This window comes from Streptomyces ferrugineus, assembly GCF_015160855.1.
GTDB classification, from domain to species: Bacteria; Actinomycetota; Actinomycetes; order Streptomycetales; family Streptomycetaceae; genus Streptomyces; species Streptomyces ferrugineus.
Genome location: NZ_CP063373.1, coordinates 1,507,989 through 1,532,009 on the forward strand (window position 1 = coordinate 1,507,989; position 24,021 = coordinate 1,532,009).

The window sequence follows — 24,021 nt, forward strand, 5'->3', positions numbered from 1 at the left end:
CCAGCCGTAGACGTCAGCGTCCGGGTACGTACCCGCGCTGCTTGTCGACCACGTTCAGCAGCGGTCTGCCCGCCTCCCACCGCTCGTACAACTCCACGAACTGAAGTCCGAGTTCATCCCGCCAGCCGATGGTGTCCCCGCTCATGTGCGGCGAGACGATCAGTCCCGGCAGCTCCCACAACGGGCTGTCCGGACCGAGCGGTTCGTGCTCGAAGACATCGAGCGCCGCCCCCGCGATCCACCGCTTGGTCAGCGCCTCGGCCAGCGCCTCCTCCACCACGAGCTGCCCGCGCCCGACGTTGATGAACCGGGCGGAGGGCTGCATCATGCCGAAGCGGCGGGAGTCGAACATGCCGTGCGTCTGCTCGGTGAGCGGCGCCGCCGAGATCACCCAGTCGGCCCGGGCCATCAGCCGGTCGAGGTCGTCGGGGCCGTGGATGCCGGTGCGCGGGACCCGGCCGACCAGCGCGGTGGTGATGTCGAGGGCCTTGAGCGTGCGGGCGATCGTACGGCCGATCGGCCCGGACCCGACCACGCACGCGCGCGTGCCCGCCACCCGCTGCCCCTCGCGGTGCCGCCACCGGCGGGCGCGTTGGAGGTCCAGGGTCGTCGGCAGGTCCTTCGCCATCGCCAGCACCAGCGCGGCGACGTACTCGCCGATCGGCTGGTCGAAGATCCCGCGCGCGTTGGTGACCACGGTGTCGGACTCGGTCAGCTCCGGGCACATCAGATGATCCACGCCCGCGCTCGCCGTGTGCACCCAGCGCGGCCGTGGCCCCTCGCCGGGCCAGGCGTCGCGTACCGCGTGCGAGGTGAAGTCCCAGACCAGCAGCACATCGGCGTGCGGCAGCCGCTCGGCGAGGGTCGACTCGTCCGCGTGCTCGATCTGGGCGCGGCCGGTGAGGCGGCCGAGGCGGGGAAGGGGCTCGGCGTCGAGGACGAGGAGCGTGGGCGGGCCGGAAGCGGGGGAGGGACCAGGGGCGGACGATGTCATTCGGGGTCGCTTCTCCGGGGTGTGAGGGGGCGCTTTGACGGTGCTTGCGGGGATATGCGGGCGCCGTTCCTCAGAGTTTTACTTGAAGGAAACGGTCGTCTGACATGCGAGGTTTGACCACGCTCGCACCCGAACCTACCTTCGTCAACACGGGCGTTGCGTACGGTCCGTGCTCACCTGTTTCTCGTAGTGAGGGCGGTGCCCGCCATGGAAACCATGGACATCTCCTTCCTCGGCGGCCCCCGCCCGCAACGCGGTGTCGGAGTGGTCGCCCCGTTCGACTTCGCGCTGGACCGTGAGCTGTGGCGCTGGGTCCCGGACGAGGTCTCGCTGCACCTGACCCGAACGCCCTTCGTCCCGGTCGAGGTCAGCCTGGACCTGGCTCGCCTGGTCAGCGAGCACGAGACGCTGAGCGAGGGCGTCCGCACCCTGACCGCCATCTCGCCCGAGGTCGTCGCCTACGCCTGCACCTCCGGCAGTTTCGTCGGCGGCGTCGCGGGCGAGCGGGCGATGTGCGAGGCGATGACGCAGGCGGGCGCGGTGCCCTCCGTCACCACCTCGGGCGCGCTGCTGGAGGCGCTCACCGAGCTCGGCGTACGGCGGGTGGCGCTGGTGACGCCGTACACGGTGTCGGTGACCCGGGCCCTGGAGGAGTACGTGGCCGAGGCGGGGGCCGTGGTCACCGGCTGCGCGTACATGGGGCTCACCCGGCACATCTGGAAGGTGCCCTACCGCGATGTGGCCGACATGGCGCGCCGTGCCGTGCGCCCCGGCGCCGACGCCCTGTTCATCAGCTGCACCAACCTGCCGACCTACGACGTGATCCCCCAGCTCGAGGCGGAGCTGCGCATCCCGGTCCTCTCGGCCAACCAGGTGACGATGTGGGCTGCGCTGCGCAGGGTGGGTACTCGCGCGGTGGGGTCCTATCAGGCGCTGATCGATCCCGCGGCGCGGATCTACCCGACGACGCGGGGCGGGCCCGTGCCGCCCGTGCTGCCGGACGTGCCGGACGTTCCCGAGCAGGAACAACAGTAGAAAGGCTGACATGACCGCACTCGGATTTCTCTACCCGGGCCATTCCGCCGAGGACGACTATCCGCGCATCGAGCAGCTCCTCGGCGGCGACATCCGCGTCGACCTGGTGCACACCGACATCGGCGAGGACGCGCACCGGGTGGACGCGCTGCTGCGGATGGGCTCCGCGGAGCGGCTCGCGGCGGGTGTGGAGGCGCTGCGGCTGACGGGCGCCGAGGCGGTGGTGTGGGCGTGCACCAGCGGCAGCTTCGTCTACGGCTGGGACGGCGCCCACGAGCAGGTGCGCACCCTCGCCGTCGCGGCGGGCATGCCGGCCTCGTCGACGTCCTTCGCCTTCATGCACGCCGTACGGGAGCTGGATGTCCGGCGGCTGGCGATCGGCGCCACGTACCCCGACGACGTGGCCGCGCTGTTCGCCGAGTTCCTCACGGCCGGGGGTGCCCAGGTGCTGTCGGTGCGCGGCTCCGGGATCATCACGGCGGCCGAGGTCGGGACCTGGGGCGAGGCCGAGGTGTTCGCGCTGGCCAAGGAGGCGGACACGGCGGACGCCCAGGCGGTGCTGCTGCCGGACACGGCCCTGCACACGGCCGCCCACATCCCGGCCCTGGAACAGGAGCTGGGCAAGCCGGTCCTCACCGCGAACCAGGTCTCCGTGTGGGAGGGCCTGCGCCTGACGGACCGCCGGGTGAACGCGCCGGCGCTGGGGGCACTGTTCAGCCGGGAGCCGATCGTGCAGGTGTAGCTGCATTCAGGGGAGGGGGCTTCGCCTCTTGACGCGGGTCGGCTTCACCTGGCCCGTCCGGCGTTTGAGGACGAGGCCCGTTCAAGGCCGACGGGGGTCCAGGGGGCGAAGCCCCCTGGCGGGGTCGAAGGGGCGGAGCCCTTGGGAGGATGGGACGGGTAGGGGCGGCGGGGGCGAGGGAATGAATCGGAGCCCCCCTCCTGTTAAGGCCGAAGGCACACCGCACGGCGAAACCGCAGGAGGCACACGTGGCGGCAGACGAGATCCGAGGCGAGGCGCAGGGCACCGCCCCCGTCCCCCTCTCCGTGCTGGACCTGGTCACGGTCAGCGCGGGCCACACCGCCACCGACGCCCTGCGCACCAGCGTCGAGCTGGCGCGCCTCGCGGAGTCCCGGGGCTTTCATCGCCACTGGGTCGCCGAGCACCACTCGATGCCCGGCGTCGCCTCCTCGTCCCCGGCCGTGATCCTCGCCCACCTCGCCGCCCACACCACCCGCATCCGCCTCGGCTCCGGCGGCGTCATGCTCCCCAACCACGCCCCGCTGGTCATCGCGGAGCAGTTCGGCACCCTGGAGGCGATGGCCCCCGGCCGCATCGACCTCGGCCTCGGCCGCGCCCCGGGCACGGACGGCGCCACGGCAGCCGCCCTGCGCCGCACCGACCACCTCAACGAGGGCGCCGACGACTTCCCCGAGCAGCTCGCCGAGCTGACCCGCTTCCTCGACGACGACTTCCCGGACGGCCACCCCTACCGCCGTATCCACGCCGTCCCCGGCCCCGTCCAGGCGACCGCGCCCGGCGGCGTCCAGTCCCCGCACCGCCCGCCGATCTGGCTGCTCGGCTCCTCCGGCTTCAGCGCCCGTCTCGCCGGCGTCCTGGGCCTGCCGTTCGCCTTCGCGCACCACTTCTCCGCCCGGAACACCATCCCGGCCCTGGACCTGTACCGGGAGTCCTTCCAGCCGTCCGCCGTCCTCGACCGGCCGTACGCCCTCATCGGCGTCTCCGCCCTCGCCACCGACGAGGAGCATCAGGCCCGCCGCCAGATCAAGGCCGCCGCGCTCAGCATGATCCGGCTGCGCACCGGCCGCCCCGGGCTCATCCCGACCCCCGAAGAGGCCGAGGCCCACGAATTCACCCCGATGGAGCGCGAGTTCGCCGACTCCTGGAACGCCAACGTCGTCCACGGCACCCCGGACGAGGTCCGCGCCGGCCTCGACGACCTCCACAAGCGCACCGGCGCCGACGAGTTGATGATCACCAGCAACGCGCCCGGCATGGAGGTGCGTCTGCGCTCGTACCAACTCATCGCGGACGCCTACGGGTTGCCCACCGTCTGACCGGACCGGTCAGACCCGTACGCCCAGCAGCTCGGAGATACGATCCGGCGGCACCGGCCGCGAGTACAGCCACCCCTGGCCGGTGTCGCAGCCGATCCGGCGCAGCCGTGAGGCCTGCGCCAGCGTCTCCACGCACTCCGCGGTGACCGTCAGGCCCAGCCGGTGGGCGAGCTGGATCATCGCCTCGACCACCACCTCGTCGGCCGGATTCGGGGGCACCGCCGCGTTGTTGTCGCTCTCGTACTGGAAGCCCCGTACGAACGAACCGTCCAGCTTCAGCACCGACACCGGCAGCCGGCTCAGATACGCCAAGTTCGAGTAGCCCGTGCCGAAGTCGTCGATGGCGATGCGTACGCCCATGTCGCTGAGTGCCTGAAGGTCCTGCAGCGGCCGGCCCGCCGAGCCCATCACCGCCGACTCGGTCAGCTCCAACTGCAGCAGATGCGGGGCGAGTTCGGTCTCGTCGAGGATGCGGGCGACGTCCGCCACCAGGTCGGAGTCCCAGACCTGGCGCACCGCCACGTTGACGCTCACGAAGATCGGCGGCTCGTCGGGGTGCGCCTCCTGCCAGGCGCGTGCCTGACGGCAGGCGGTCGCCAGGATCCAGCGGCCGAGCGGCACGATCGAGCCGTCCTCCTCGGCCAGTCCGATGAACCGATTCGGCGCCAGTACGCCGAACTGCGGATGGTTCCAGCGCACCAGCGCCTCCACGCCGCGCAGCCGGCCGTCCTCCATGCCCACCAGCGGCTGGTACTCCAGGGCGAACTCGCCGCGCTCGATGGCCGGTCGGAGCGTCGCGGCGAGGGCCTGGCGGGTGATCAGATGGGCGTTGCGCTCGGGGTCGAACAGCGTCCAGCGGTCCTTGCCGTCGGTCTTCGCCCAGTACAGCGTGGTGTCGGCGGCCTGCATCAGGGCGGTCGGGGTGGTGCCGGCCGCGTGGCGCTCCACGACGCCGATCGAGGCCGACACCGAAAGGCGCCGGCCGGACAGGTCGAAGGGGGCCCGCAGCGCCTCCAGCACCGACTCGGCGAGGTCGGCCAGTTGCTCGGTGCCCGTGGAGTCCTCGACCAGCAGGGCGAACTCGTCACCGCCGAGCCGGGCCACCAGCGGCGGGATCGAGCGGGTCCGCCCCGCCTGTTCGGCGCAGTGCGTGAGCCGCTCGGCGACCGCGGCGAGCAGCTTGTCACCGACCCGGTTGCCGAGGGTGTCGTTGATCGCCTTGAAGCCGTCAAGGTCCAGGTAGCACAGGCCGATTCGGCCGGTGGTGCCGCTCTCGTCGTACGACTCCACCTCCAGCGCCGCCGACAGCTTCTCGAAGAACAGGGTGCGGTTGGGCAGCCGGGTCACCGGGTCGTGCATCCGCAAGTGCCGCAGTTGGTCCTGGAGTTCGCGGTGGGCGCTGATGTCGGAGAGGGAGAGCAGGACGCCGCCGGACGCCTCGCCGGGCAGCGGCGCGACCGTGACCTGGACCCACAGGGAGTGGCCCTCCGGGTGCTTCAGGCGTCGTGTGCAGCGCAGTTCGGCCTGGCGGCCGCGCAGCACCTCGCGGTACGTGTGCCAGGCGCGGGCGTCGGAGGCCAGGTCCACCAGGTCGGCGGCGACGGCGCCGGTCAGCTCCGCCGGTGCCGTGCCCAGCAGGTCGGCGAAGGTCGGGTTGGCGCCCGCCACCAGGCCCTCGCGGTCGACCACGGCCATCGCCAGCGGCGCGGCGGAGAACGCGGAGGAGTACGGCGGCGCCCCGGTACCGGGGGGAGGCTGCGCGCTACTGTCTGTGACGGCCGGCCCGATGAGGTCTGCTGCGGGCGTCGGCCCTTCGGACGTTCCGCTCACCGCTCGCTCCCGCAGTGCACTCGATCTTCGGATGGGTCTCATCGGAATGGCCGGCCGGGTCGCGGTCGGCGCCGGGCCGTGTCCGTGCAGGGAAAGTGTCAGGAAAGTGTGCCGATCATAGATGCTGCTTCCGGGCCCTTCCACCTACTGTTCAGTGTTCCCGCGCGACGGGCTCTTCTGACAGATCGTTTCTGCCCGCACGTGGACGGCTTCTTTGAGCCCCCGATCGTTTGTGACGTTCCGTGAGCGAATCGGGGATGTCGGTCCTGACGGACCTCCGGCCCACTCACCCGTCCGGTGCAGCAAAACGGGACGCAGTACGACAATCAGACACAGGCTGGGTGCGGTGTCCCGCGAACCGCTCCCGGAGGTCCACGTGCCGCGTCAGTTCCCCCTGCTCCGTGGGATGGGCCTGCTGCGGGACCGACCCCGACTGCGCAGCACCGCCGCGGTGTTCACCACGATGTCGGCGCTCGCCGCGACCTCCCTGGTCGTCGGCCCCTCGGTCGCCGAACCCTTCGACTCGGCACCCTGCGCCCTCGAACGCACGGACGCCCACCACTCGGAGGGCCTGGACACCTGGAACGCCTCCTATCCGCGCCCGACCCGGGGGCTCAACGCGGTCATGGTGTTCCTGTCCTTCCCGGACTCGCCCCCGCAGACGACCCCCGCCGAACTGACGGCCGACCACTTTCCGGCCACCACCCACTTCTTCGAACGCGCCTCCTACGGCAGATTCACCCTGCGCCCGCATCCGCTGCGGCACTGGCTGCGCATGCCGCGCCCGTCGACGGCGTACGCCATACAGCGCGACTGGCGCGTCACCGACCGGGCCGCCTATCTGCGCGACGCGCTCGCGGTGGCCGACCGGGAGGTGGACTTCTCGCGCTACGACATCGTCTACTTCGTCGCCGACCCGGACGCGCCCGGCGTGGACTCGGACGCCACGAAGGTCGTCAACCTGGAGGCCCCGCTGCGGGCCGACGGCAAGGACATCCGGCGTGTGGTCACCGTGTTCGAGAACCATCCGCCGGACCGGCTGGTCCTCGCGCACGAGACCGGCCATGTCTTCGACCTTCCCGACCTGTACCACCGTCCGGCGGACGGCAAGGGCGACTGGGACACCTATGTCGGCGACTGGGACCTGATGGGCAGCCAGTTCGGGATGGCGCCGGACCTGTTCGGCTGGCACAAGTGGAAGCTGGGGTGGCTGGAGCCGCGGCAGGTGGTGTGTGTGCAGGGGTCGGGGAGCGGGGCAGTCCGGCTGACGCTGGAGCCGCTGTCGGCGGGGCCCGGCGGGGCGGTGCAGACGGGAGTGGCGGCGGCGGGACAGGGCTTCGGTTCCTACGGCTCTCGCGGCACCCGCGGGGCCCTGCCGGGGTTCGGGCTGGGCAACGGGGTCAAGCTCGCCGTGGTCCGTACCGGGCCCGAGAGCGCGCTCGCCTTCGAGGTGCGCGGTCCGGTGGGCAATGACGCGCAGACCTGCCGGCAGGGGGTGCTGGTGTACCGGGTGCGCAGCGAGACCGAGTCCGGGGGCGGGCCGGTCGAGGTGATCGACGCCCATCCGCACAGCGAGGCCTGCTGGGAGGAGTCCGTGTACCCACCGCTCGCGGACGCACCGGTCGGGCTCGGCGAGAGCTTCACGGTGCCGGGGGAGGGAGTCCGGGTGGAGGTGGAGGGACGGACGGCCTCGGGGGCGTGGACGGTGAAGATCGCGACGGCCGGGTGACACTTCCGTGGCCTGCGGCCAGGACGGCCGACGGTGCAGGGGTCATCAAAAGCGAAGGCCCCTCGCGGTTGCGAAGGGCTTTCACTGTCGTGCGCCGCCAGGGACTCGAACCCCGGACCCGCTGATGCTGCATTCCCCGGGGGATAACCCCCGGACCCCCAGCCGCCCCCTGCGGGACTCGGGGAGAATCTGCCCCAAAAGCGAAGGCCCCCCGCAGTTGCGAGGGGCCTTCACTGTCGTGCGCCGCCAGGGACTCGAACCCCGGACCCGCTGATTAAGAGTCAGCTGCTCTAACCAACTGAGCTAGCGGCGCCTGCTGACGTCGTAGACCTTAGCACCCTGGTCGGCGTGGGGAAAAATCGATATCCGAACGGCCGCGCGAGCCGCTCTCACGGCCGCCCAGAGCAGGACCTCGGGGCCCGGCAGCCAGGGATTACGGGTGTCCGGCGCGACCAGCCAGCGGGAGCCGCCGGGGGTGGCGGAGCCGGACCGGGCCGGGACGGTCACCGCGTCTCCGGGGCCGTGGCACAGGAGTGCCGGGACATCGCCCGCGCGGCCGAACTCCTCCCACCGCAGCAGCGACGGCAGCCGCTGGGCCGTGCCGGGGGCGGCGAACAGCAGCATCCGGCCCCGGCACACCGCCACCGGTCCCGAGCCGGGCCCCTCCTCCCAGAGCTGGTCGACGATCCGGCGCCCGAAGATCACGGGCGCGCTCACGACGTCGAACACCGAACCGCAGGCCAGGACGGCGGAGGCCGCCGGCCGGTCGTCCCGGAGCGCTGGGGCGCCGCGCGGATGCGGCTCCGCGGAGGCGAGCCAGGCGGCGCCGTCCGCGGTGAGGCAGGCGGGGGAGGACGGGGCGTTGCGTGTGCTGCTCATGCCGGATACATCTACCGACGGTGAGCATCCCGCTCCCGAGAGTTCCGGGAATCCGGGACAGGGCGGGGTGGCAGGGCGTATCTTGCCCGCCTGGCATATGCCATGTGGGTCACATCGGGGGTCACACCGGGTCGACGTGCCCCGGGCCCTCGACCCCTCGCATCAGATCCCTGCCGAACTCCACCATCTTCTTGGCGTAGTCCTCGGTCCACTCGGCCTGCTCGGCGATGTCGGCGGGCGTGAGGCGGTCGAACCGCCGGGGGTCGGCGAGCTGGGCCGCCGCGATGGCCTGGAACTCCACCGCGCGGTCCGTCGCCGCCCGGAACGCCTGGGTCAGCTCGGTCGCCCGCGCGAGCAGCGCCCGCGGGTCGTCGATCGACTCCAGGTCGAAGAAGTGCTCCGGGTCGGCGGCCGCCTGCGCGGGCTCGAAGAGCAGGGGCGCGGGGCGTAGCCGCGGTTCGTTCCGACGCGGCGTGGGCTCCGCCATGCGTTCTCCTCCTCGTACGTAACCAGTCCACCGTCCATTGTCCCGCGCCCGCGCAAGTAGGCGTATGACGCGGGCCAATGCGGCTCCGATCAACCGGGCCGCCAGGCCACCCGATGCTCGGCCAGCCGCGCCAGCACCGCGTGGTTGGCCTCCCAGCCGTCCGGGAACTTCACCACCGTCCCCAACTGCACCGGCTCCGTCGACGGATAGTCGTCCAGCAGCTCGCTCACCCCGGCCCGGCACACCACGACGCAGGCGTGCCGGTGGCGGGAGGCGAGGACGCACAGGCGGCCCGTCTCCAGGTGGAAGGCGGTGGCGTCGGGGCGGCCGGAGAGGGGGTGGAGGACGACGGTCACGTCGTATTCGCGGCCCTGGAGCCGGTTCGCGGTGTCCACCGTGACATCGGTCACCCCCAGCTCGGCCAGCGCCGCACGGACCGCCGCCGCCTGATCGCGATGGGCCGTGCCGACCGCGATCCGGTCGGCGGTCAGGGGCGCGGGGTCCGGTGAGCGCTCCGACGTCGCCGCGCCGCCCCGGTCCAGCAGCCGCCGTACCACCGCCGCCACCGCCCGCACCGCCTCCGGATCCGTGCGCGGGGTGCGCCGGGCGGGCAGCTCCAGCAGGCCCCAGCCCGACTCCGCCGCCTCGTCGATCACCCGGTCCGGGCCCGAGCCGTCGGACGGGACCGCGAAGGACAGCCGGCGGTCCTCGTGGCCGGTGCCGCTGCGGAAGGGGGTGTAGGGGTAGAAGGCGTCGGAGACGAGGGGCGCGGCGGACGCGGGCAGGCGCCAGGAGACCGGCAGGCGGTGCTGGGGCAGGTCCGGGTTGTGGGCCAGCAGGGTGGTGACGGCGGAGGCCGAGGGGTCGTACGACAGGCCCGCCCACTGCTCGCTGCCGACGATGGAGAACGGGTCGAGCTGGCCCGGGTCGCCCACGAACAGCGCCCGCTCGAACAGCCCGGCCACGGCGAGCAGCGAGTCCGAGCGCATCTGGTACGCCTCGTCGACGATCGCATGCCGCCACGGCTCGTCGACCTTCACATGCGCCCACTTGGCCGCCGTGGACAGCACGACCGCGAGGCCCGCGAGGTCGGCCGCCTTCGCCGACTTGCGTACGTTCGGCAGGTCGTCCAGCGCCTTGTCGTACGGGTCGGCGTCGCTGCTGTGCAGCCGGCCCACCGGCAGCTCCGGGTTCTTCTCGGCGAGCCTGAGCACCAGGTCGTCGACCTGCGCGTTGGTCTGCGCGACGATCATCAACGGGCGACCGGCGTCCGCGAGTTCGAGGGCCGCGCGGACCACCAGCGTGGACTTGCCGGCACCGGGCGGGGAGTCCACGACGACACCGCGCGCCTCGCTGTGCAGGGTGTGGTGCAGGATCGCGGCGGTGGCCTCGGCCGCCGCGGCACCGGGGTCGAACACGGCGGTCACAGCACGTCCTCCTCGGTCGGCGCGTCGGCGGCTTCGAACACCTGCTCCCCGGGCGGCCCGCCGTGCGTCCACGGCGTCTGCTCCGGCTCGGGCAGTTTCGCCCCGCCCCGCTGCTCGTGCTCGAACAGGGTGAAGCAGACCAGGTCGCCCTTCCGCGGCACCGACCCCTCCTCCGGCTCCTTGCCGCGGCCCATCTTGTCGAGCACCCGCAGCACGATCAGCGCGCCGCCGTCCTCGGTCCCGTGCTCATGGCCGACGAACTCCGCCGACTGCGGCTTCCCGCCCAGCGAGCGGAACACCTTGGCCCGCTCACCCAGATGCGGCCGGTCGTCGGTGCGGACGGTGACCAGGGGGCGCGGGCTCGGCCGCTTGCTCTCGCTGTACGCCATCACCACCTCGGTGACCTCGCCCGCGAACGCCTCCCCGGCCAGCCGCCGCCCCGCCATCACCAGCGGGTCGTCCAGCGCCTCCTGGGCCTCCAGACGGGCCTGTTCGCGCTCGCGCGCGGCGAGCTTGTTCGCGGCGGTGACCGCGTCGTCGCGGCGCGGCTGCGGGGGCTCGCCGGCGACGACCCGGTCGCGGTGGCCGGTGAACGACCAGCGGTCGCGCGTCCACCGCTCCTCGGCCCGCGCCGCCTCGGGCAGCTCCCGCAGCCGGTCCAGGCCCCGCCACACCGCGTCCCAGGTGGGCCGGGTCCGGCTCTCGACCAGGGCGCGGATCTCCCGCTCGGCGGCGGTGAGCCCACCGAGCCGGTCGTCGGCCTCCACCCCGTCCTCGGCGGCGGCGAGGGCGGTGCGGGCGCGGTCGTAGCGCTCGATGGCGGGGGCCAGCAGCTTGTTGTCGAACGCCGGGTCGGTGGCGGGACCGGCCGGCGGGCACAGCAGCTGGCCCTCCCGGTCGCGTGCGAGTTCCGCGCGCAGGGCCGCCTCGGCGCCCGTCTCGCCGTCCGGCGGGTCGATCCAGGCCAGCAGCGCGGCCAGGTGCTGGTCCTCCAGGGTGGACTGGCCGGTCGCCCAGTGCCGGGCCAGCACGTCCGTCATGGCCAGCAGGAGGGAGGAGCCGGGCACGCGGGCCCGCTCGCCGAAGTGGGTCAGCCAGCGGCCGAGCAACGGCACGCGCGGGGGCGCCGGATGGGGGGCCTCCGGGTCCTGCTCCGCCGTACGCCTGAACCGCATGGAGCGGCCGAGGAGCCGTACGAAGTCGATGCCCGCGCGGCTCGGCACGATGAGCTGCGGGGCGTCCGCGCACAGTTCGACCTCGACCTTGACCCGCTTTCCGGTCTCCGGGTCGGTCTCGCTGCGCTCGGCGGCCTCCACGGCCTCCGCGTGGGCGTCGATGTACGGCAGTACGACGTCCGCCAGCTCGGACAGGAACGTGAACCTGAGGTCCCGGTCGCGCGGCTGCGGTACCACCAGCAGGTGCGGGGCTTCCCGGTCCGTGCCGACCAGCGCGCCGAGCGGGGCGCCGGCCTCACCGGCGGTGGTGAGCGGCACGAAGACCAGCGGGCGGTCCGACAGATGCCGGTGGCGGACGGTCGCGGCGGGCTGGGCGCGGCCGGTGCTGACGGCCTCGAGGCGGGCGAGGGTGGAGATCAGCGACACGGGCCCACCGCCTCCCGGCCGAGGGCCTCCGCACGCAGCTGTGCCGCCCTGCGCAGGGCGGCCACCGCCGGGTCGTCCGGGTCGCCGGACTCGCCGCGGGCCGCCGACAGGACGTCCTCGACCGTCGCGAGGCCACCCAGCTCGGCGCGCACGGAACGGCCCAGCGACGTCACCGCGCCGGACTCGCGGGAGCGGGCGCGGCAGTGGAAGGCCAGTTCACAGGCGGACAGGCACTCGGGCGCGTAGGTCGCCGGGACCGACTCGACGGCGGCCGTCAGCTCGGCCGGGGGCAGCTCCGGGGAGAAGCAGGTGCCGGCGGGGAGGGTGTCGGCGATGTCCTCGACGCGGGTGAGACGGGCGAGCTGGCGGGCGGTCACCGCGCGCTGCTTGCGGACGTCGACGGCCGAGGCGGTGGGGAGGTTGGAGAAGTCCTTGGGGCAGACGAGGAGGACGCGGTGGCGCACGCGCGGGGCGGTCTCCAGGCGGGATGCGATCTGCTCCAGCGCCAGCACGTACACCGCCGACTGCCGGGCGGCGGCGCCCACCTTGGCGGCGTCCGCCGAGCCGTCCAGCATCGGGAAGGACTTGATCTCCACGACCGTCCAGCTCCCGTCCGGGTGCACGACGACCGCGTCCGGCTCCAGGAAGGCCGGCGAGCCGGCGACGTCCAGCGCGAGCATGGGGTGGTCCAGCAGGGTCCACTCGCCGCGCGCCTCGGTGGCCTCGCGCAACGCCAGTGCCGTACGGGCCGTCCGGCCCTCGGGCCCGGTCGCGGTGAGCTCGGGCACGCGCGCGTGGGCGGGCGGTTCGGCGCCGCGGTCCAGCTTCTCGCGCACCAGGCGCAGCAGCTCCGCGCCGCCGTCCGCCTTGACCTTGGCCTCGAAGGCGTTGCCGCGGGTGAAGGCGAACTGCGACTGCCCGAAGACCGACGGCGAGCCCAGCGCGCTCGCCAGCGCCGCCTTGTCCACCCCGGCGCCGTCCAGGATCGCGCGCCGCTCGCAGCCGGGGTTGGCGGCGAGGGCGGCCAGGGCGCGCGCGTCCAGCGCCTTGGCCGCTACGTCGGGACCGCGCAGCTCAGCGAGCCGATGCCGGAGCGCCGTCCCCCGCGTCCTGGGGAGCGGCACTCGGCTCGGCTCCGGATCCGAACCGGGACTCGCGCTGCCGTGGAATTCGCTCACCCGCGGAAGTCTGGCATCCGGCACTGACAACCGGGGAAGCGGCGCCGCCGGAGCCCACCGGGACGGGAGTGCGCGCGCCCGTCGTGACGGACCCGCCGGACGCCGTGGCGACGGTGGCGGCGCCCGCCGCGAACCGCGCCCGCAGCCGGTCCATGGTCCGCATGACGTACGGCGCCAGCAGGAACCCGACGCCCATCACGGCGGCGCCCGCGACCGCGTCGAGGAAGTAGTGGTTGGCGGTGCCCATCACCACGATCGTGGTGATCAGCGGGTAGGCGACCGCGGCCACCTTCGTCAGCCGCGTCCCGCCGTAGCGCCACAGCATCACCCCGCACCACAGCGCCCAGCCGACGTGCAGGCTGGGCATCGCGGCGTACTGGTTCGTCATGCCGCCCAGGCCCCGGGGAGCGCTCGCCTGGCCGCCCCACCAGCCGTACGAGCTGTACTGGGCCATCGTGTCGACGAAGCCGTGGCCCGCGGCGAGCAGCCGGGGCGGGCAGGTGGGCAGCAGGGTGAAGCCGATCAGGCCGATGAAGGTCGACGTCATCAGCCAGGTGCGGGCCGCGCGGTAGTGCACGGTGCGGGAGCGGAAGATCCACACCAGGAGGACGGGCGTGACCACGTAGTGCAGCGACGCGTACCAGAAGTCCGCCGGGACGCCCAGCCAGGGCTCGCGGGTGAAGAGGCGGTTGAGGGGGTGCTCCGCGTTGAGGTACAGGGCCTTCTCGATGTCCAGGATCGCCAGGCCGTGGTCGACGGCACCGGCGACATCGCCCCGGGCGAGCAGGCGGCCCGCCGAGTAGCAGGCGTAGACCAGCAGGATCAGCGGCAGCTCGGTCCACCAGCGCAGGCGGGTTCGCGGCGTCGCCTCCACGCCAGCTGTTTCGGCGTGTGGCATCCGATCGCCTCCCCCTTCTCGTCCTGGCGCCCGGTTGACCGGTCGGACCACTTTACGGTGTACGCGCGCGCCCTTTTCGGGCGCCCCGGCCCTCTAGACGCAGAGATCGCCCGCCGGGTTGCCCCCGAACAGCGTGCGGGATGATGGACGGGTCCCGCTTCTCGATTTCTCCCGGAAGGGCTCCCTTCATGGCACCGCGCATCCTGCTGGCCCGGCACGGACAGACGGCGTGGTCGCTGTCCGGCAAGCACACCGGCAGGACCGACGTGCCCCTTCTGGAGGAGGGCCGCCGGGGCGCGAAGCTGCTCGGCGAGCGCCTGCACGGGGCGCCGTACGACGGGCTGGCCGACGTCGAGATACGCACCAGCCCGCTGTCACGCGCGCGTGAGACGTGCGAACTGGCCGGCTTCGCCGAGCGCGCGCGTACCTGGGACACGCTCATGGAGTGGGACTACGGCGCCTACGAGGGCATGACCCCGGCGGACATCCAGTCCGCCCGCCCCGGCTGGCTCATCTGGCGCGACGGGGTGCCCGAGGGCGAGACCCTGGCCGAGGTGACGGCCCGGGCCGACCAGGTGGTGGCGTGGGCACGCGAGGCGGACCGGGATGTGCTGGTGTTCGCGCACGGGCACATCCTGCGGTCCATCGGCGCGCGCTGGCTGGGCCTGCCGCTGGATTTCGCGGCGCGGATCAGGTTGAACCCGACGTCGCTGTCGGTGCTGGGCTGGGCTTATGGGGAGCCGGCGATCGAGAGCTGGAACGACCTGGGGCATCTGGACGGATAGCCCGCCCCCCGGGGCTCACACCGTCCGCGGCACCGAAGCATGCCGTTCCAGGAACGCCGACACCCCGCTCGCCCGCCGGTGCGGCAGCAGCACCCGCGCGGTTCCCGCCAGCATCGTCTGCACCCGTGACGACTGCACCTGGTCCAGCAGGTCCAGCACCTGCATCCCGGCCGCGGCGGCCTCGTCGGGACGGCCCCCGCGGGCCAGGTCGTCCGCCAGTTCCGCCGTGTAGAGGGCGATGTTGCGCGTGAAGTGCGGGTCCTGGAGCTGCGCCGCGCGCGCGGCGTGCCGTGCCGCGCGCGGCCAGTTGCCGAGTATCGACCAGCACTGCGCCTCGAGGGCCTCCAGCTCTGCCTCGCCGTAGAAGCTCATCCACTCGGGGTCGGCGTCCGAGTGGCCGCGCCCGAACAGGGCCTGTGCCCGGACGAGGGCCTGCTCGCAGCCGGTGCGGTCGGCGAGCCCCGCCCATCCGCCGGCCTCGCGCAGCGTCAGCAGCGACATCAGGCGGGAGGAGCCCAGGGCGCGCGCGACGCGTTGCGCGGCCTGCGCCGCCCGGACCGCCTCGCGGGGCCGGCCCGCGTCCCGCGCGAGGAAGGACGTGTTGCAGAAGGCGTGCGCCTCCAGGGCGGGATCCCCGGCCATCCGTGCCGTGGCCAACGCCTCCGCGTAGTGCGAGCGGGCGTCGTCGAACCGCCCCGAGTCGTGCGCCAGCCACCCCACCGAGATGGCCAGTTCACCCGCGCCCGCGTGCAGCCGCTCGCCGGTCGCCTGCCGGGTCGTACCGGCGTCGAGCAGTGCGTAGGCGGCGCGCAGCGGCGCGGCGGCGCGGCGGTAGAGGCCGTCGGCGCCGTGCCGGTCGTCGAGCAGCCGGATGCGGCGTACGGCTTCCTCGAGTGCGTCCGCCTCGCGTCCCCCGACGCGTCGGACGGGACGTTCCGCAGCCGCGGCGTCGAAGGCGAGGCCCAGGGGGCCCAACGAGGCGGCGGCCACTGTGGCGCCCCCGCCGGTCATGAATGCGCGACGTAGCACGTCGCTCTCCTCGTGGTTCTCGTGGTTCTGCTCTGTGCCGTACGGGTCGTACGGGTCCTGCGGGTTCAGCGGGTCATACGGTTCCTGGGCCCCGGGCGTCTCACTTGTGGTGCACGCCGGGCTCGTGGTGCGTACCGGGGGCGCGTCCTCCTCGCTGTGCGCCCGGCGTCCGCGTACGGACGAGCGGGGCGCGAAGCCGAGGTCGGTGAGGGTGCGGCCGGGGAACATGTGCAGGAACACCCGTTCGTACGCGTAGTTGGGGCAGCGGATCTCGCCGGCCTCGACCCGTCCGACGTAACGCGCGTCACAGCTCACCCGCTCACCGATCTCGCGAGCGGCCCGTCGTACCACCGCGGCGAACTCGGCCGGCGAGCGCTGTCCGCGCAGTTGCCGGAACGCGAGGTTCGGCCGCGGTGGCCTGGGGGGCTGGGACGAGGTCAGCTCTGACGACGTCATGGCCGGGTCCTCTCGTGCGAACCGTCGAACCATGCCGGAACGGGGGCGAGTTGACCGAATGTCCGTACCTGGTGCCCGTACCGAATATCCGTGTGGTGCCCTTGCGTCCGGCGGGCAAGAACGTACCTGCTGTATCGGACCCGCCACGCAGGGTTTGGCTACAAACCGGATATCTCATACGTGATCTGCCATGAACTGCCATCCTTTGCGGCGCACTTCCGCCGTAGCCGTTGACGTCGTGCCGCGTTGAACTCTTCGGACTGCAAAAGGGGTTCCGTGGTGGAGGTCGGGATGGAGACCAGCCAGAGCATCGTTCCTCGTACGCCGTCGACCACGGCGGGGCACGCGCCGACCGCAGAGTGCAGCCGGCCGCCGGGCCGGTGCTGCGACCCGGAGACGGGGTGCGACGTGGTCACCGTGCCGACGCGACAGGGCCTGGAGGCGGTCGACATCCTGCGGCGCGGGGCCGGCGAGGCGGTGGGACCCGTCCTGCATGACGACGGCTGCGACACCCTCGGCTTCGTGGTCCCGCCGGGCACCGCGGCCGCCTGGGACGTGCCCGGCAGCACCTGCACGGAGACCGACGGCCGCGGCCTGAACCTGAACCCCGAGCCCCCGGTCGAGGGCTCGGACTGGCTGCTGCCGCCCGGCGAGGCGGAGCTGGCGACCGATCCCGCGGTGCTGCGGGCGGCGCTGGGCGAGGCGGCGCGGCTCATCGAAGCGGCCGACAACTGCCGGTGACACGGCCGACCGGGCGGCACGGGCGCCCGCTTGCGACAATGACCCCATGGGAAGGTCCAGGAACACCCGGCGCCGGGCGGCAGCGGCCGAAGCCGTCGTCGAACGCGTCGACGGCGGGCTCGCCGAGCTGATACCCGACCGGGACCGCGCCCGGGCCTGGACGCTCCTCGTCGACGGGGCCCCGCAGTCGCACGTCGACCTGGACGACCCGGCGTACCTGTCCTTCGAGTACCAGCGGCGCCTGGGTCATGTCATCGACCTCGCCGCCCCGCCCGGCGGACCCGTCCGGGCGGTCCACCTCGGCGGCGGCGCCCTCACCCTCGCCCGCTACGTCGCCGCCACCCGGCCCCGCTCCACCCAGCAGGTCGTCGAGCGCGACGCCGCCCTCGTCCAACTGGTCCGGAGGGAACTGCCGTTGGATCCGGGCGCGCGGATCCGGGTGCGCTCGACCGACGCCCGGGACGGGCTCGCCAAGGTGCCCGACGAGTGGGCCGACCTCGTCATCGCCGACGTCTTCAGCGGGACCCGCACCCCCGCCCATCTGACCTCGACGGAGTTCCTCGACGACGTACGCCGGGCCCTGGCACCCGGCGGTGTGTACGCCGCCAACCTCGCCGACGGCCCGCCGCTCGCGCATCTGCGCGGCCAGATCGCCACCGCCGCCCACCGGTTCGCGGAACTCGCCCTGGTAGCCGACCCGGCCGTACTGCGCGGCAAGCGCTTCGGCAACGCCGTGCTCGTCGCCTCCGACCGACCGCTGCCGATCGCCGAACTGACCCGCAGCGCCGCCTCCGACCCGCACCCCGCCCGGGTCGAGCACGGCAAGGCGCTCACCGACTTCACCGGTGGGGCCCTTCCCGTGACCGACCTCGCGGCGGTGGCCTCCCCGGCGCCGCCACCGTCCGTGTTCCGGTGACGGTGCCGGTGCCGGCGACTCAGTAGCTCCCGATCTCCACCCTCGGCGGCCCGTCGTGCCACGTGCAGAACACCGACACCCGGTCCGCGCCCGAGCCGAACTCCACCCGGATCCACGTCTCCGTCTTCCACACCTGCATCGACCAGCCCGCGCCGGGAGTGGCCGAGACGAGGGCCGCGGAGGCGGTGCCGATGTCGAAGACCACCCGGCCGCCCCTGGTGTCGTAGCTCTTGACCTGGCCGGACGTGGTGGGGGAGGGGCTCGGGGTGTTCGCCGGCGGTTTCGAGGGGGCCGGGGTGCGGGGCGTCCCGGTCGGCTTCGGCGAGGGGCTCTTCGACGGCGTCGGCCGCCGGGGGGACCGCGTCGACGACGCCAGCGGCTTCGACCCCTGCGCCGTCGCGTCGGCCGCCGTGATGGGCAGGGCGCGCGGGCGGTCGTACACCGTGCCCGCCATCACCGTGTGGACACCCCACCACGACAGCGTGACCGCCGCGCCCGTGGCGAGCGACCAAGCCAGTAGGTGTACGAGTCCTCTGCGCATCGCGGGCCATACTGCCTCACGGGTCTCATGGGCCGCACACGGTCCGAGTTATCCACAGGCCCCGGATGTCGTCCCTCGCATGGCGTACGGTGCGGCGCATGGCAAGTGTGCTCGTGGTCGAGGACGACCCGTTCGTTCGCTCGGCGCTCATCCGGCACCTGACCGACGCGGCGCACACCGTGCGCAGTGTCGGGACGGCGCTGGAGGCGCTGCGCGAGGTCGCCCATTTCCGTTTCGACGTGGTCGTCCTGGACCTCGGTCTGCCCGACCTGGACGGCTCCGAGGCCCTGAAGATGCTGCGCGGGATCACCGACGTGCCGGTGATCATCGCCACCGCGCGGGACGACGAGACGGAGATCGTCCGGCTGCTGAACGCGGGGGCGGACGACTACCTCACCAAGCCCTTCTCGGTCGAGCATCTCTCGGCCCGCATGGCGGCCGTCCTGCGGCGTTCCCGGGGCGCCGCGGGCGAGCTGCCGCCGGAGACCGTGCTGCGCGTCGGCGGCCTCACCGTCGACCCGCTGCGCCGCCAGGCCGAGCTGGACGGTCTCCGACTCGACCTCACCCGCCGCGAGTTCGACCTGCTGGCCTTCCTGGCCGCCCGGCCCGGAGTGGTCGTACCCCGCAAGGAGCTGCTCGCCGAGGTGTGGCAGCAGTCGTACGGCGACGACCAGACGATCGACGTCCATCTGTCGTGGCTCAGGCGCAAGCTCGGGGAGACGGCCGCGCGACCGCGTTATCTGCACACGCTGCGCGGCGTCGGAGTGAAGCTGGAACCACCCGGTGGGGAGCCGCCGCGATGAGGTGGGCCCTGGTCAAGGTCAGCCTGGCGGTCACCGCCATGGTCGTGGTCGCCTTCGCCGTGCCGCTCGGACTCGTCATCCGGGAGATGGCCCGCGACCGCGCCTTCTCCAACGCCGAGCGGGAGGCCGCGGCCGTCGCCCCGGCGCTGTCCATCACCACCGACCGGGACCAGCTCGAGCGGGTCGTCGCCGCGGCCGGTTCGGACGCGGGCATGGCCCTGCACATACCGGCCTCCGGTGACGCGGCCGCCGTCGACCTCGGCCGGCAGCGCGCCGCCGACGGCGACATCGCGACGGTACGACGGCTGGGGCGGGCCTCGACCACGGAGGTCCCCGGCGGCTCCACGCTCCTGCAACCGGTCGCGCTGAGCTCCGGCGAGATAGCCGTCGTCGAGGTGTACGTCCCCGAGGCCGAGGTCACCAACGGCCTCGCCACGGCCTGGGCGGTGCTCGCCGGGGTCGGCCTGGCGCTGATCGTAGGGTCGGTCGCGGTCGCCGACCGGCTGGGCGTACGCATGGTGCGGCCCGCGCAGCGCCTGGCCGAGGGCGCGCACGAGCTGGGGGAGGGCAAGCTGGGCGCCCGGGTGCCCGAGGAGGGGCCGAACGAACTGCGGCTGGCCGCGGTCGCGTTCAACTCCATGGCCGACCAGGTGGTGCAACTCCTCGCCAACGAGCGGGAGCTGGCGGCCGACCTGTCCCACCGCCTGCGCACCCCGCTGACCGTGCTGCGGCTGAACGCGGCCTCGCTCGGGGACGGTCCGGCCGCCGAGCAGACCCGGGCCGCCGTGGCCCAGTTGGAGCGCGAGGTCGACACCATCATCCGTACGGCCCGGGACGCCAAGCCGCAGACGGTGGCGGCCGGTCCGGGCGCCGGGTGCGACGCGGCCGAGGTGGTGCGCGAGCGGATGGCCTTCTGGTCGGCGCTGGCGGAGGACGAGGGCCGCAAGGTGCGGGTGGCCGGCGTGGACCGGCCGGTGCGCATACCCGTGGCCCGGGCGGATCTGGCGGCCGCGCTGGACGCCCTGCTCGGCAACGTCTTCCGGCACACCCCCGAGGGCACGGCCTTCGCGGTCGACGTGCACAACGGTGAGGACGCGGTGATCGTGCTCGTGTCCGACGCGGGGCCCGGCATAGCCGACCCCGAGGCGGCCATGGCGCGCGGGCGGGGCTCGGGCAGCGCCGGGTCGACCGGGCTGGGCCTTGACATCGTGCGGCGGCTCGCGGAGTCGACGGGCGGGGACGTGCGGATCGGGTCGTCGGTGCTGGGCGGCACCGAGGTGCGGATCTGGATCCAGCTCGACGGGCGGGAGCCGGTGCGCAGGGGGCACCGGGGGTCGGTGCGGCGCCGCCGTCCCGGCAGATTGGTCTCGACCTTTAACCGCCCCCGATCCCTTCCTTAAGCGCACCCTAAGGTCCCCGACCACCGCCCGGATCAGGCGCTTTGCCCGATTCGAGATCGCTAGCGTGCTGCCGCACCCCACCCCCGGGAAATCCCCGCGAAGAGCGAAGGCAGGCACGCGATGAGTACGCACCGGCGCAGGGTCAGCGGCAGGACCAAGGCGATCGGCGGTCTCGTCGCCGCGGCCGCGGTCGGCGGTGGCGCGATCGTCTTCACCGGTACCGCGCAGGCGGCCGGAGTCGACGCGGCGTACACCAGGACCAGTGACTGGTCGACGGGTTACACCGCGCAGTACGTCGTCACGAACAACAGCGGCCAGGCGAAGAGGGACTGGACACTTCAGTTCGACCTGCCGTCGGGATCGAAGCTGAGCTCGCTGTGGAACGCCGAGTCGAGCGTGAGCGGCCGGCATGTCACCGTGACACCGCCGAAGTGGGACTCGGACGGGCTGGCCGCCGGCGAGTCGGTGACGGTCGGCTTCGTGGTCAACGGCACGGCCGCTCCGACGGGCTGTCTCATCGACGACGCGAAGTGCGGCGCGGACGACACCGCGACACCGGAGCCGAGCGGCCGCCCGACCCGGTCACCGAAGCCGACCCCGACTCCCTCCGCGACCACCGAGCCCACGCAGAGCCCCGGCACCGGGACGGAGGCGAGCGCCGGATTCGCCCCGTACATCGACACCTCCCTCCACCCCGCCTTCGACATGGCGGCGAGCGCCGAGGCGACCGGCGTGAAGAACTACAACCTCGCCTTCATCACCGACGGCGGCGGCTGCACCCCGAAATGGGGCGGTGTCACCGACCTCGGCGGCGACGCGGTGGCCGCCCAGATCGGCGACCTGCGCGCCAAGGGCGGCGACGTCCGTGTCTCCTTCGGCGGCGCGGCCGGCAGCGAGCTGGCGACCACCTGCTCCTCGGCCGACGCGCTGGCGGCGGCGTACGGCAAGGTCGTGGACGCGTACAAGCTGACCAAGGTCGACTTCGACGTCGAGGGCGGCGCGCTGCCGGACACCGCGGCCAACACCCGCCGCGCCCGGGCGATAGCCGAGCTCCAGGAGCGGCACCCGAACCTGGACGTCTCCTTCACCCTCCCCGTCATGCCGGAGGGCCTGACCCAACCGGGCGTCGACCTGCTGTCCGACGCCAAGCGGAACGGCGTGAAGATCGACACCGTCAACATCATGGCCATGGACTACGGCCCCGCGTACAGCGACGACATGGGCACCTACGCCGAACAGGCGGCCACCGCCACCCAGGCCCAGGTCAAGAGCGTCCTCGGTCTCTCCGACAGCGCGGCCTGGAAGACGGTCGCGGTCACCCCGATGATCGGCGTCAACGACGTCACCACGGAGGTCTTCAAGGTCGACGACGCCACCCAGCTGGTGGACTTCGCCAGGTCCAAGGGCCTCGGCTGGCTGTCGATGTGGTCGGCGACCCGCGACAAGCAGTGCGCGGGCGGCGAGAAGCCGGCGGCGGACGCGACGTGCAGCTCGATCCTCCAGGAGAAGTTCGCCTTCTCCAAGGCGTTCGCGGCCTACGGCAAGTAGCGCCGAGCCGCGTCCCGGCCGGCCCTCCCCCCCATCCGGCCGGGGCGCGGTGACCGCGGGGCGCGGCACGTCCCCCAGACGCGCCGCGCCCCGTCCCCCGGCCCGATTCCCCCGGGTCTCTAGAGCAGCTCGTCGACCGCGGGCAGCGCCCCGGTCCGAGCCGCCTTGCCGTACCAGTGCGCGCTCGACTTCGGCGTCCGGGCGAGGGACGCGTAGTCGACGTACACCGCGCCGAACCGCTTCTCGTAGCCGTACGCCCACTCGAAGTTGTCCAGCAGGGACCACAGGTAGTAGCCCCGGACATCGGCGCCGTCGGAGATGGCGCGGCGGATCTCGGAGAGGTGGCCGTGCAGGTAGGCGATGCGCTCGGGGTCGTGGACGCGGCCGTCGGGGTCGGGCTTGTCGTCGTAGGCCGCGCCGTTCTCGGTGATGTACAGGGGCAGGCCCGGGGCCTCGCGGCTGTAGCGCATGATCAGCTCGTGCAGGCCGGTCGGGTCGATGCTCCAGCCCATCTCCGTGCGCTCGCCCGGCGTCTGGTGGAACATCACGTCGTCCGCGCCGGGCCACGGCGAGTGCTCGCTCGCCCCGTGGCCGTCGGCGCGCGGGCCGGACAGCTCGGTCTCGGTCGACGAGACCAGCGTCGGGGTGTAGTAGTTCAGCCCCAGCGCGTCGAGCGGCTGGTTGATCGCGTCCAGATCGCCGTCCAGGACGTACGACCAGTCGGTGATCAGCTCCGTCGCCGTGTACAGCGTCTCCGGGTACGCGCCGTGCAGGATCGGGCCGTGGAAGACCCCGTTGGCCAGGTCGTCGATCTTCCGGACCGCCGCCAGGTCCGCGGCGTCCTGCGAGAGCGGCCGCACCGGGCAGGAGTTGAGGCTCAGCGCCACCGAGTTGCGGGCCGGCATCACCGAGCGCAGGGCCGACGTACCCAGGCCGTGGGCCAGGTTCAGGTGGTGGGCGGCCCGCAGCGTGGCCTCCGGTTCGGTGCGGCCCGGCGCGTGCACGCCCGAGCCGTAGCCCAGGAACGCGCTGCACCACGGCTCGTTGAGGGTGATCCACTGCTCCACCCGGTCGCCGAGCGCCTCGCCGACGATCTGCGCGTACTCGGCGAACCGGTACGCCGTGTCCCGCTCCGGCCAGCCGCCCGCGTCCTCCAGCTCCTGCGGCAGGTCCCAGTGGTAGAGGGTGACGGCGGGCTTGATCCCCGCGGCGAGCAGCTCGTCGACCAGGCGGCGGTAGAAGTCCAGGCCCACCTGCACCGCCGGGCCCCGGCCCGTCGGCTGGACGCGCGACCAGGAGATGGAGAAGCGGTACGCGTTCAGGCCGAGGTCGGCCATCAGCGCGACGTCCTCGCGGTAGCGGTGGTAGTGGTCGACAGCGATGTCACCGTGATCGCCGCCGGCCGTCCTGCCCGGCGTATGGCTGAAGGTGTCCCAGATGGAGGGGGTACGGCCGCCCTCGCGCACCGCTCCCTCGATCTGGTAGGCGGAGGTCGCGGCGCCCCAGAGGAAGGCGGGGGGAAAGGACACGGAGGACATGGGCTCAGGCATGGAAGCGCTCCCATAGGAGGTCGTGGAGACCGACGCGGGTACGGGTAGGGGAGAGGAGGGGGAAGGGGGGAAGGGACCCGAGGGCCGGGGCGGCGGTGACGCGGCCCCCGGAGTC

Annotated in this window: 21 protein-coding genes and 1 tRNA gene; 10 read left to right on the forward strand and 12 right to left on the reverse strand. The window is 73.1% G+C overall.

Going from position 1 to position 24,021, the window contains the following annotated elements; all coding sequences use genetic code 11:
- Positions 1-13: 13 nt before the first annotated feature.
- The gene (locus IM697_RS07010) at positions 14-994 is read right to left on the reverse strand and encodes a D-2-hydroxyacid dehydrogenase (RefSeq protein ID WP_194045721.1); all 981 of its coding nucleotides are present in this window, start codon (positions 992-994) and stop codon (positions 14-16) included.
- A 216-nt stretch (positions 995-1,210) separates the two neighbouring features.
- Between IM697_RS07010 and IM697_RS07015 the strand changes: the two genes are divergently transcribed.
- The 3 genes from IM697_RS07015 (at position 1,211) to IM697_RS07025 (ending at position 4,108) form a co-directional block, all read left to right on the forward strand.
- A complete protein-coding gene (locus IM697_RS07015) occupies positions 1,211-2,029 on the forward strand; it encodes a maleate cis-trans isomerase family protein (protein WP_194049620.1) in 819 nt (272 codons plus the stop codon).
- 10 nt (positions 2,030-2,039) lie between these two features.
- The gene (locus IM697_RS07020; protein WP_194045722.1) at positions 2,040-2,771 is read left to right on the forward strand and encodes a maleate cis-trans isomerase family protein; all 732 of its coding nucleotides are present in this window, start codon (positions 2,040-2,042) and stop codon (positions 2,769-2,771) included.
- 248 nt (positions 2,772-3,019) lie between these two features.
- Positions 3,020-4,108 carry an LLM class flavin-dependent oxidoreductase gene (locus tag IM697_RS07025; RefSeq protein ID WP_194045723.1) on the forward strand — a complete coding sequence of 363 codons (1,089 nt, stop codon included), beginning with the start codon at positions 3,020-3,022 and terminating at the stop codon, positions 4,106-4,108.
- Positions 4,109-4,117: 9 nt separating this feature from the next.
- Here IM697_RS07025 and IM697_RS07030 read toward each other — a convergent pair whose 3' ends face one another.
- Entirely contained in the window at positions 4,118-5,980 is a 1,863-nt protein-coding gene (locus tag IM697_RS07030; RefSeq protein WP_407699610.1) for a putative bifunctional diguanylate cyclase/phosphodiesterase, read from the reverse strand.
- 304 nt (positions 5,981-6,284) lie between these two features.
- Here IM697_RS07030 and IM697_RS07035 point away from each other — a divergent pair, with 304 nt between their 5' ends.
- Positions 6,285-7,667, forward strand: coding sequence for a M6 family metalloprotease domain-containing protein (locus IM697_RS07035; protein ID WP_194045725.1), 1,383 nt, complete (start codon positions 6,285-6,287; stop codon positions 7,665-7,667).
- Positions 7,668-7,906: 239 nt separating this feature from the next.
- On the opposite strand, the gene IM697_RS07040 is transcribed toward IM697_RS07035, so the two are convergent.
- The 7 genes from IM697_RS07040 to IM697_RS07070 form a co-directional block, all read right to left on the reverse strand.
- Positions 7,907-7,980, reverse strand: a tRNA-Lys gene (locus tag IM697_RS07040).
- Positions 7,971-8,546, reverse strand: coding sequence for a hypothetical protein (locus tag IM697_RS07045; protein ID WP_194045726.1), 576 nt, complete (start codon positions 8,544-8,546; stop codon positions 7,971-7,973). Before IM697_RS07045 ends, IM697_RS07040 begins: the two co-directional genes overlap by 10 nt.
- 121 nt (positions 8,547-8,667) lie before the next feature.
- On the reverse strand, positions 8,668-9,033 hold the full coding sequence (locus IM697_RS07050) for a hypothetical protein (protein WP_194045727.1): 366 nt from the start codon (positions 9,031-9,033) through the stop codon (positions 8,668-8,670).
- An 89-nt stretch (positions 9,034-9,122) separates the two neighbouring features.
- Positions 9,123-10,460, reverse strand: a complete 1,338-nt coding sequence (locus IM697_RS07055; protein ID WP_194045729.1) for an AAA domain-containing protein — start codon at positions 10,458-10,460, stop codon at positions 9,123-9,125.
- Positions 10,457-12,061, reverse strand: coding sequence for a hypothetical protein (locus IM697_RS07060; RefSeq protein ID WP_194045731.1), 1,605 nt, complete (start codon positions 12,059-12,061; stop codon positions 10,457-10,459). The genes IM697_RS07055 and IM697_RS07060 overlap by 4 nt, the downstream gene beginning before the upstream one ends.
- A complete protein-coding gene (locus IM697_RS07065; RefSeq protein ID WP_194045732.1) occupies positions 12,052-13,185 on the reverse strand; it encodes a hypothetical protein in 1,134 nt (377 codons plus the stop codon). The genes IM697_RS07060 and IM697_RS07065 overlap by 10 nt, the downstream gene beginning before the upstream one ends.
- Positions 13,136-14,137, reverse strand: coding sequence for a phosphatase PAP2 family protein (locus IM697_RS07070; protein ID WP_194045733.1), 1,002 nt, complete (start codon positions 14,135-14,137; stop codon positions 13,136-13,138). The genes IM697_RS07065 and IM697_RS07070 overlap by 50 nt, the downstream gene beginning before the upstream one ends.
- Positions 14,138-14,325: 188 nt before the next feature.
- Between IM697_RS07070 and IM697_RS07075 the strand changes: the two genes are divergently transcribed.
- Positions 14,326-14,922, forward strand: coding sequence for a histidine phosphatase family protein (locus IM697_RS07075; protein WP_194045734.1), 597 nt, complete (start codon positions 14,326-14,328; stop codon positions 14,920-14,922).
- Positions 14,923-14,937: 15 nt separating this feature from the next.
- Here IM697_RS07075 and IM697_RS07080 read toward each other — a convergent pair whose 3' ends face one another.
- A complete protein-coding gene (locus tag IM697_RS07080) occupies positions 14,938-16,407 on the reverse strand; it encodes an NsdA family TPR-like regulatory protein (RefSeq protein WP_194045735.1) in 1,470 nt (489 codons plus the stop codon).
- A gap of 276 nt (positions 16,408-16,683) precedes the next feature.
- Here IM697_RS07080 and IM697_RS07085 point away from each other — a divergent pair, with 276 nt between their 5' ends.
- Entirely contained in the window at positions 16,684-17,148 is a 465-nt protein-coding gene (locus IM697_RS07085; protein ID WP_407699611.1) for a hypothetical protein, read from the forward strand.
- Positions 17,149-17,194: 46 nt separating this feature from the next.
- Positions 17,195-18,064, forward strand: a complete 870-nt coding sequence (locus IM697_RS07090; RefSeq protein WP_194045738.1) for a spermidine synthase — start codon at positions 17,195-17,197, stop codon at positions 18,062-18,064.
- A gap of 19 nt (positions 18,065-18,083) precedes the next feature.
- Here the strand turns inward: IM697_RS07090 and IM697_RS07095 are convergent, their stop codons facing one another.
- Complete coding sequence (locus IM697_RS07095; RefSeq protein ID WP_194045740.1) at positions 18,084-18,605, reverse strand: hypothetical protein; 522 nt, start codon at positions 18,603-18,605, stop codon at positions 18,084-18,086.
- A gap of 98 nt (positions 18,606-18,703) precedes the next feature.
- Between IM697_RS07095 and IM697_RS07100 the strand changes: the two genes are divergently transcribed.
- The 3 genes from IM697_RS07100 to IM697_RS07110 all read left to right on the forward strand — a co-directional run bounded on the left by IM697_RS07100 (position 18,704) and on the right by IM697_RS07110 (position 22,356).
- Complete coding sequence (locus IM697_RS07100; RefSeq protein WP_194045742.1) at positions 18,704-19,408, forward strand: response regulator transcription factor; 705 nt, start codon at positions 18,704-18,706, stop codon at positions 19,406-19,408.
- A complete protein-coding gene (locus IM697_RS07105) occupies positions 19,405-20,808 on the forward strand; it encodes a sensor histidine kinase (protein WP_194045744.1) in 1,404 nt (467 codons plus the stop codon). The genes IM697_RS07100 and IM697_RS07105 overlap by 4 nt, the downstream gene beginning before the upstream one ends.
- A gap of 120 nt (positions 20,809-20,928) precedes the next feature.
- Positions 20,929-22,356: a glycoside hydrolase family 18 protein gene (locus IM697_RS07110; protein WP_194045747.1), complete on the forward strand. Its 1,428-nt coding sequence runs from the start codon at positions 20,929-20,931 to the stop codon at positions 22,354-22,356.
- Positions 22,357-22,475: 119 nt separating this feature from the next.
- On the opposite strand, the gene IM697_RS07115 is transcribed toward IM697_RS07110, so the two are convergent.
- Positions 22,476-23,894, reverse strand: coding sequence for a GH1 family beta-glucosidase (locus IM697_RS07115; RefSeq protein ID WP_194049621.1), 1,419 nt, complete (start codon positions 23,892-23,894; stop codon positions 22,476-22,478).
- Positions 23,895-24,021: the final 127 nt, after the last annotated feature.

Bases quoted from the DNA above. Each gene is read 5' to 3' on its own strand.
- IM697_RS07010 (WP_194045721.1), bottom strand. From the start codon at position 994: ATGACATCGTCCGCCCCTGGTCCCTCCCCCGCTTCCGGCCCGCCCACG.
- IM697_RS07015 (WP_194049620.1), top strand. From the start codon at position 1,211: ATGGACATCTCCTTCCTCGGCGGCCCCCGCCCGCAACGCGGTGTCGGA.
- IM697_RS07020 (WP_194045722.1), top strand. From the start codon at position 2,040: ATGACCGCACTCGGATTTCTCTACCCGGGCCATTCCGCCGAGGACGAC.
- IM697_RS07030 (WP_407699610.1), bottom strand. From the start codon at position 5,980: ATGAGACCCATCCGAAGATCGAGTGCACTGCGGGAGCGAGCGGTGAGC.
- IM697_RS07045 (WP_194045726.1), bottom strand. From the start codon at position 8,546: ATGAGCAGCACACGCAACGCCCCGTCCTCCCCCGCCTGCCTCACCGCG.
- IM697_RS07050 (WP_194045727.1), bottom strand. From the start codon at position 9,033: ATGGCGGAGCCCACGCCGCGTCGGAACGAACCGCGGCTACGCCCCGCG.
- IM697_RS07070 (WP_194045733.1), bottom strand. From the start codon at position 14,137: ATGCCACACGCCGAAACAGCTGGCGTGGAGGCGACGCCGCGAACCCGC.
- IM697_RS07075 (WP_194045734.1), top strand. From the start codon at position 14,326: ATGGCACCGCGCATCCTGCTGGCCCGGCACGGACAGACGGCGTGGTCG.
- IM697_RS07080 (WP_194045735.1), bottom strand. From the start codon at position 16,407: ATGACGTCGTCAGAGCTGACCTCGTCCCAGCCCCCCAGGCCACCGCGG.
- IM697_RS07090 (WP_194045738.1), top strand. From the start codon at position 17,195: ATGGGAAGGTCCAGGAACACCCGGCGCCGGGCGGCAGCGGCCGAAGCC.
- IM697_RS07095 (WP_194045740.1), bottom strand. From the start codon at position 18,605: ATGCGCAGAGGACTCGTACACCTACTGGCTTGGTCGCTCGCCACGGGC.
- IM697_RS07100 (WP_194045742.1), top strand. From the start codon at position 18,704: ATGGCAAGTGTGCTCGTGGTCGAGGACGACCCGTTCGTTCGCTCGGCG.
- IM697_RS07105 (WP_194045744.1), top strand. From the start codon at position 19,405: ATGAGGTGGGCCCTGGTCAAGGTCAGCCTGGCGGTCACCGCCATGGTC.
- IM697_RS07110 (WP_194045747.1), top strand. From the start codon at position 20,929: ATGAGTACGCACCGGCGCAGGGTCAGCGGCAGGACCAAGGCGATCGGC.
- IM697_RS07115 (WP_194049621.1), bottom strand. From the start codon at position 23,894: ATGTCCTCCGTGTCCTTTCCCCCCGCCTTCCTCTGGGGCGCCGCGACC.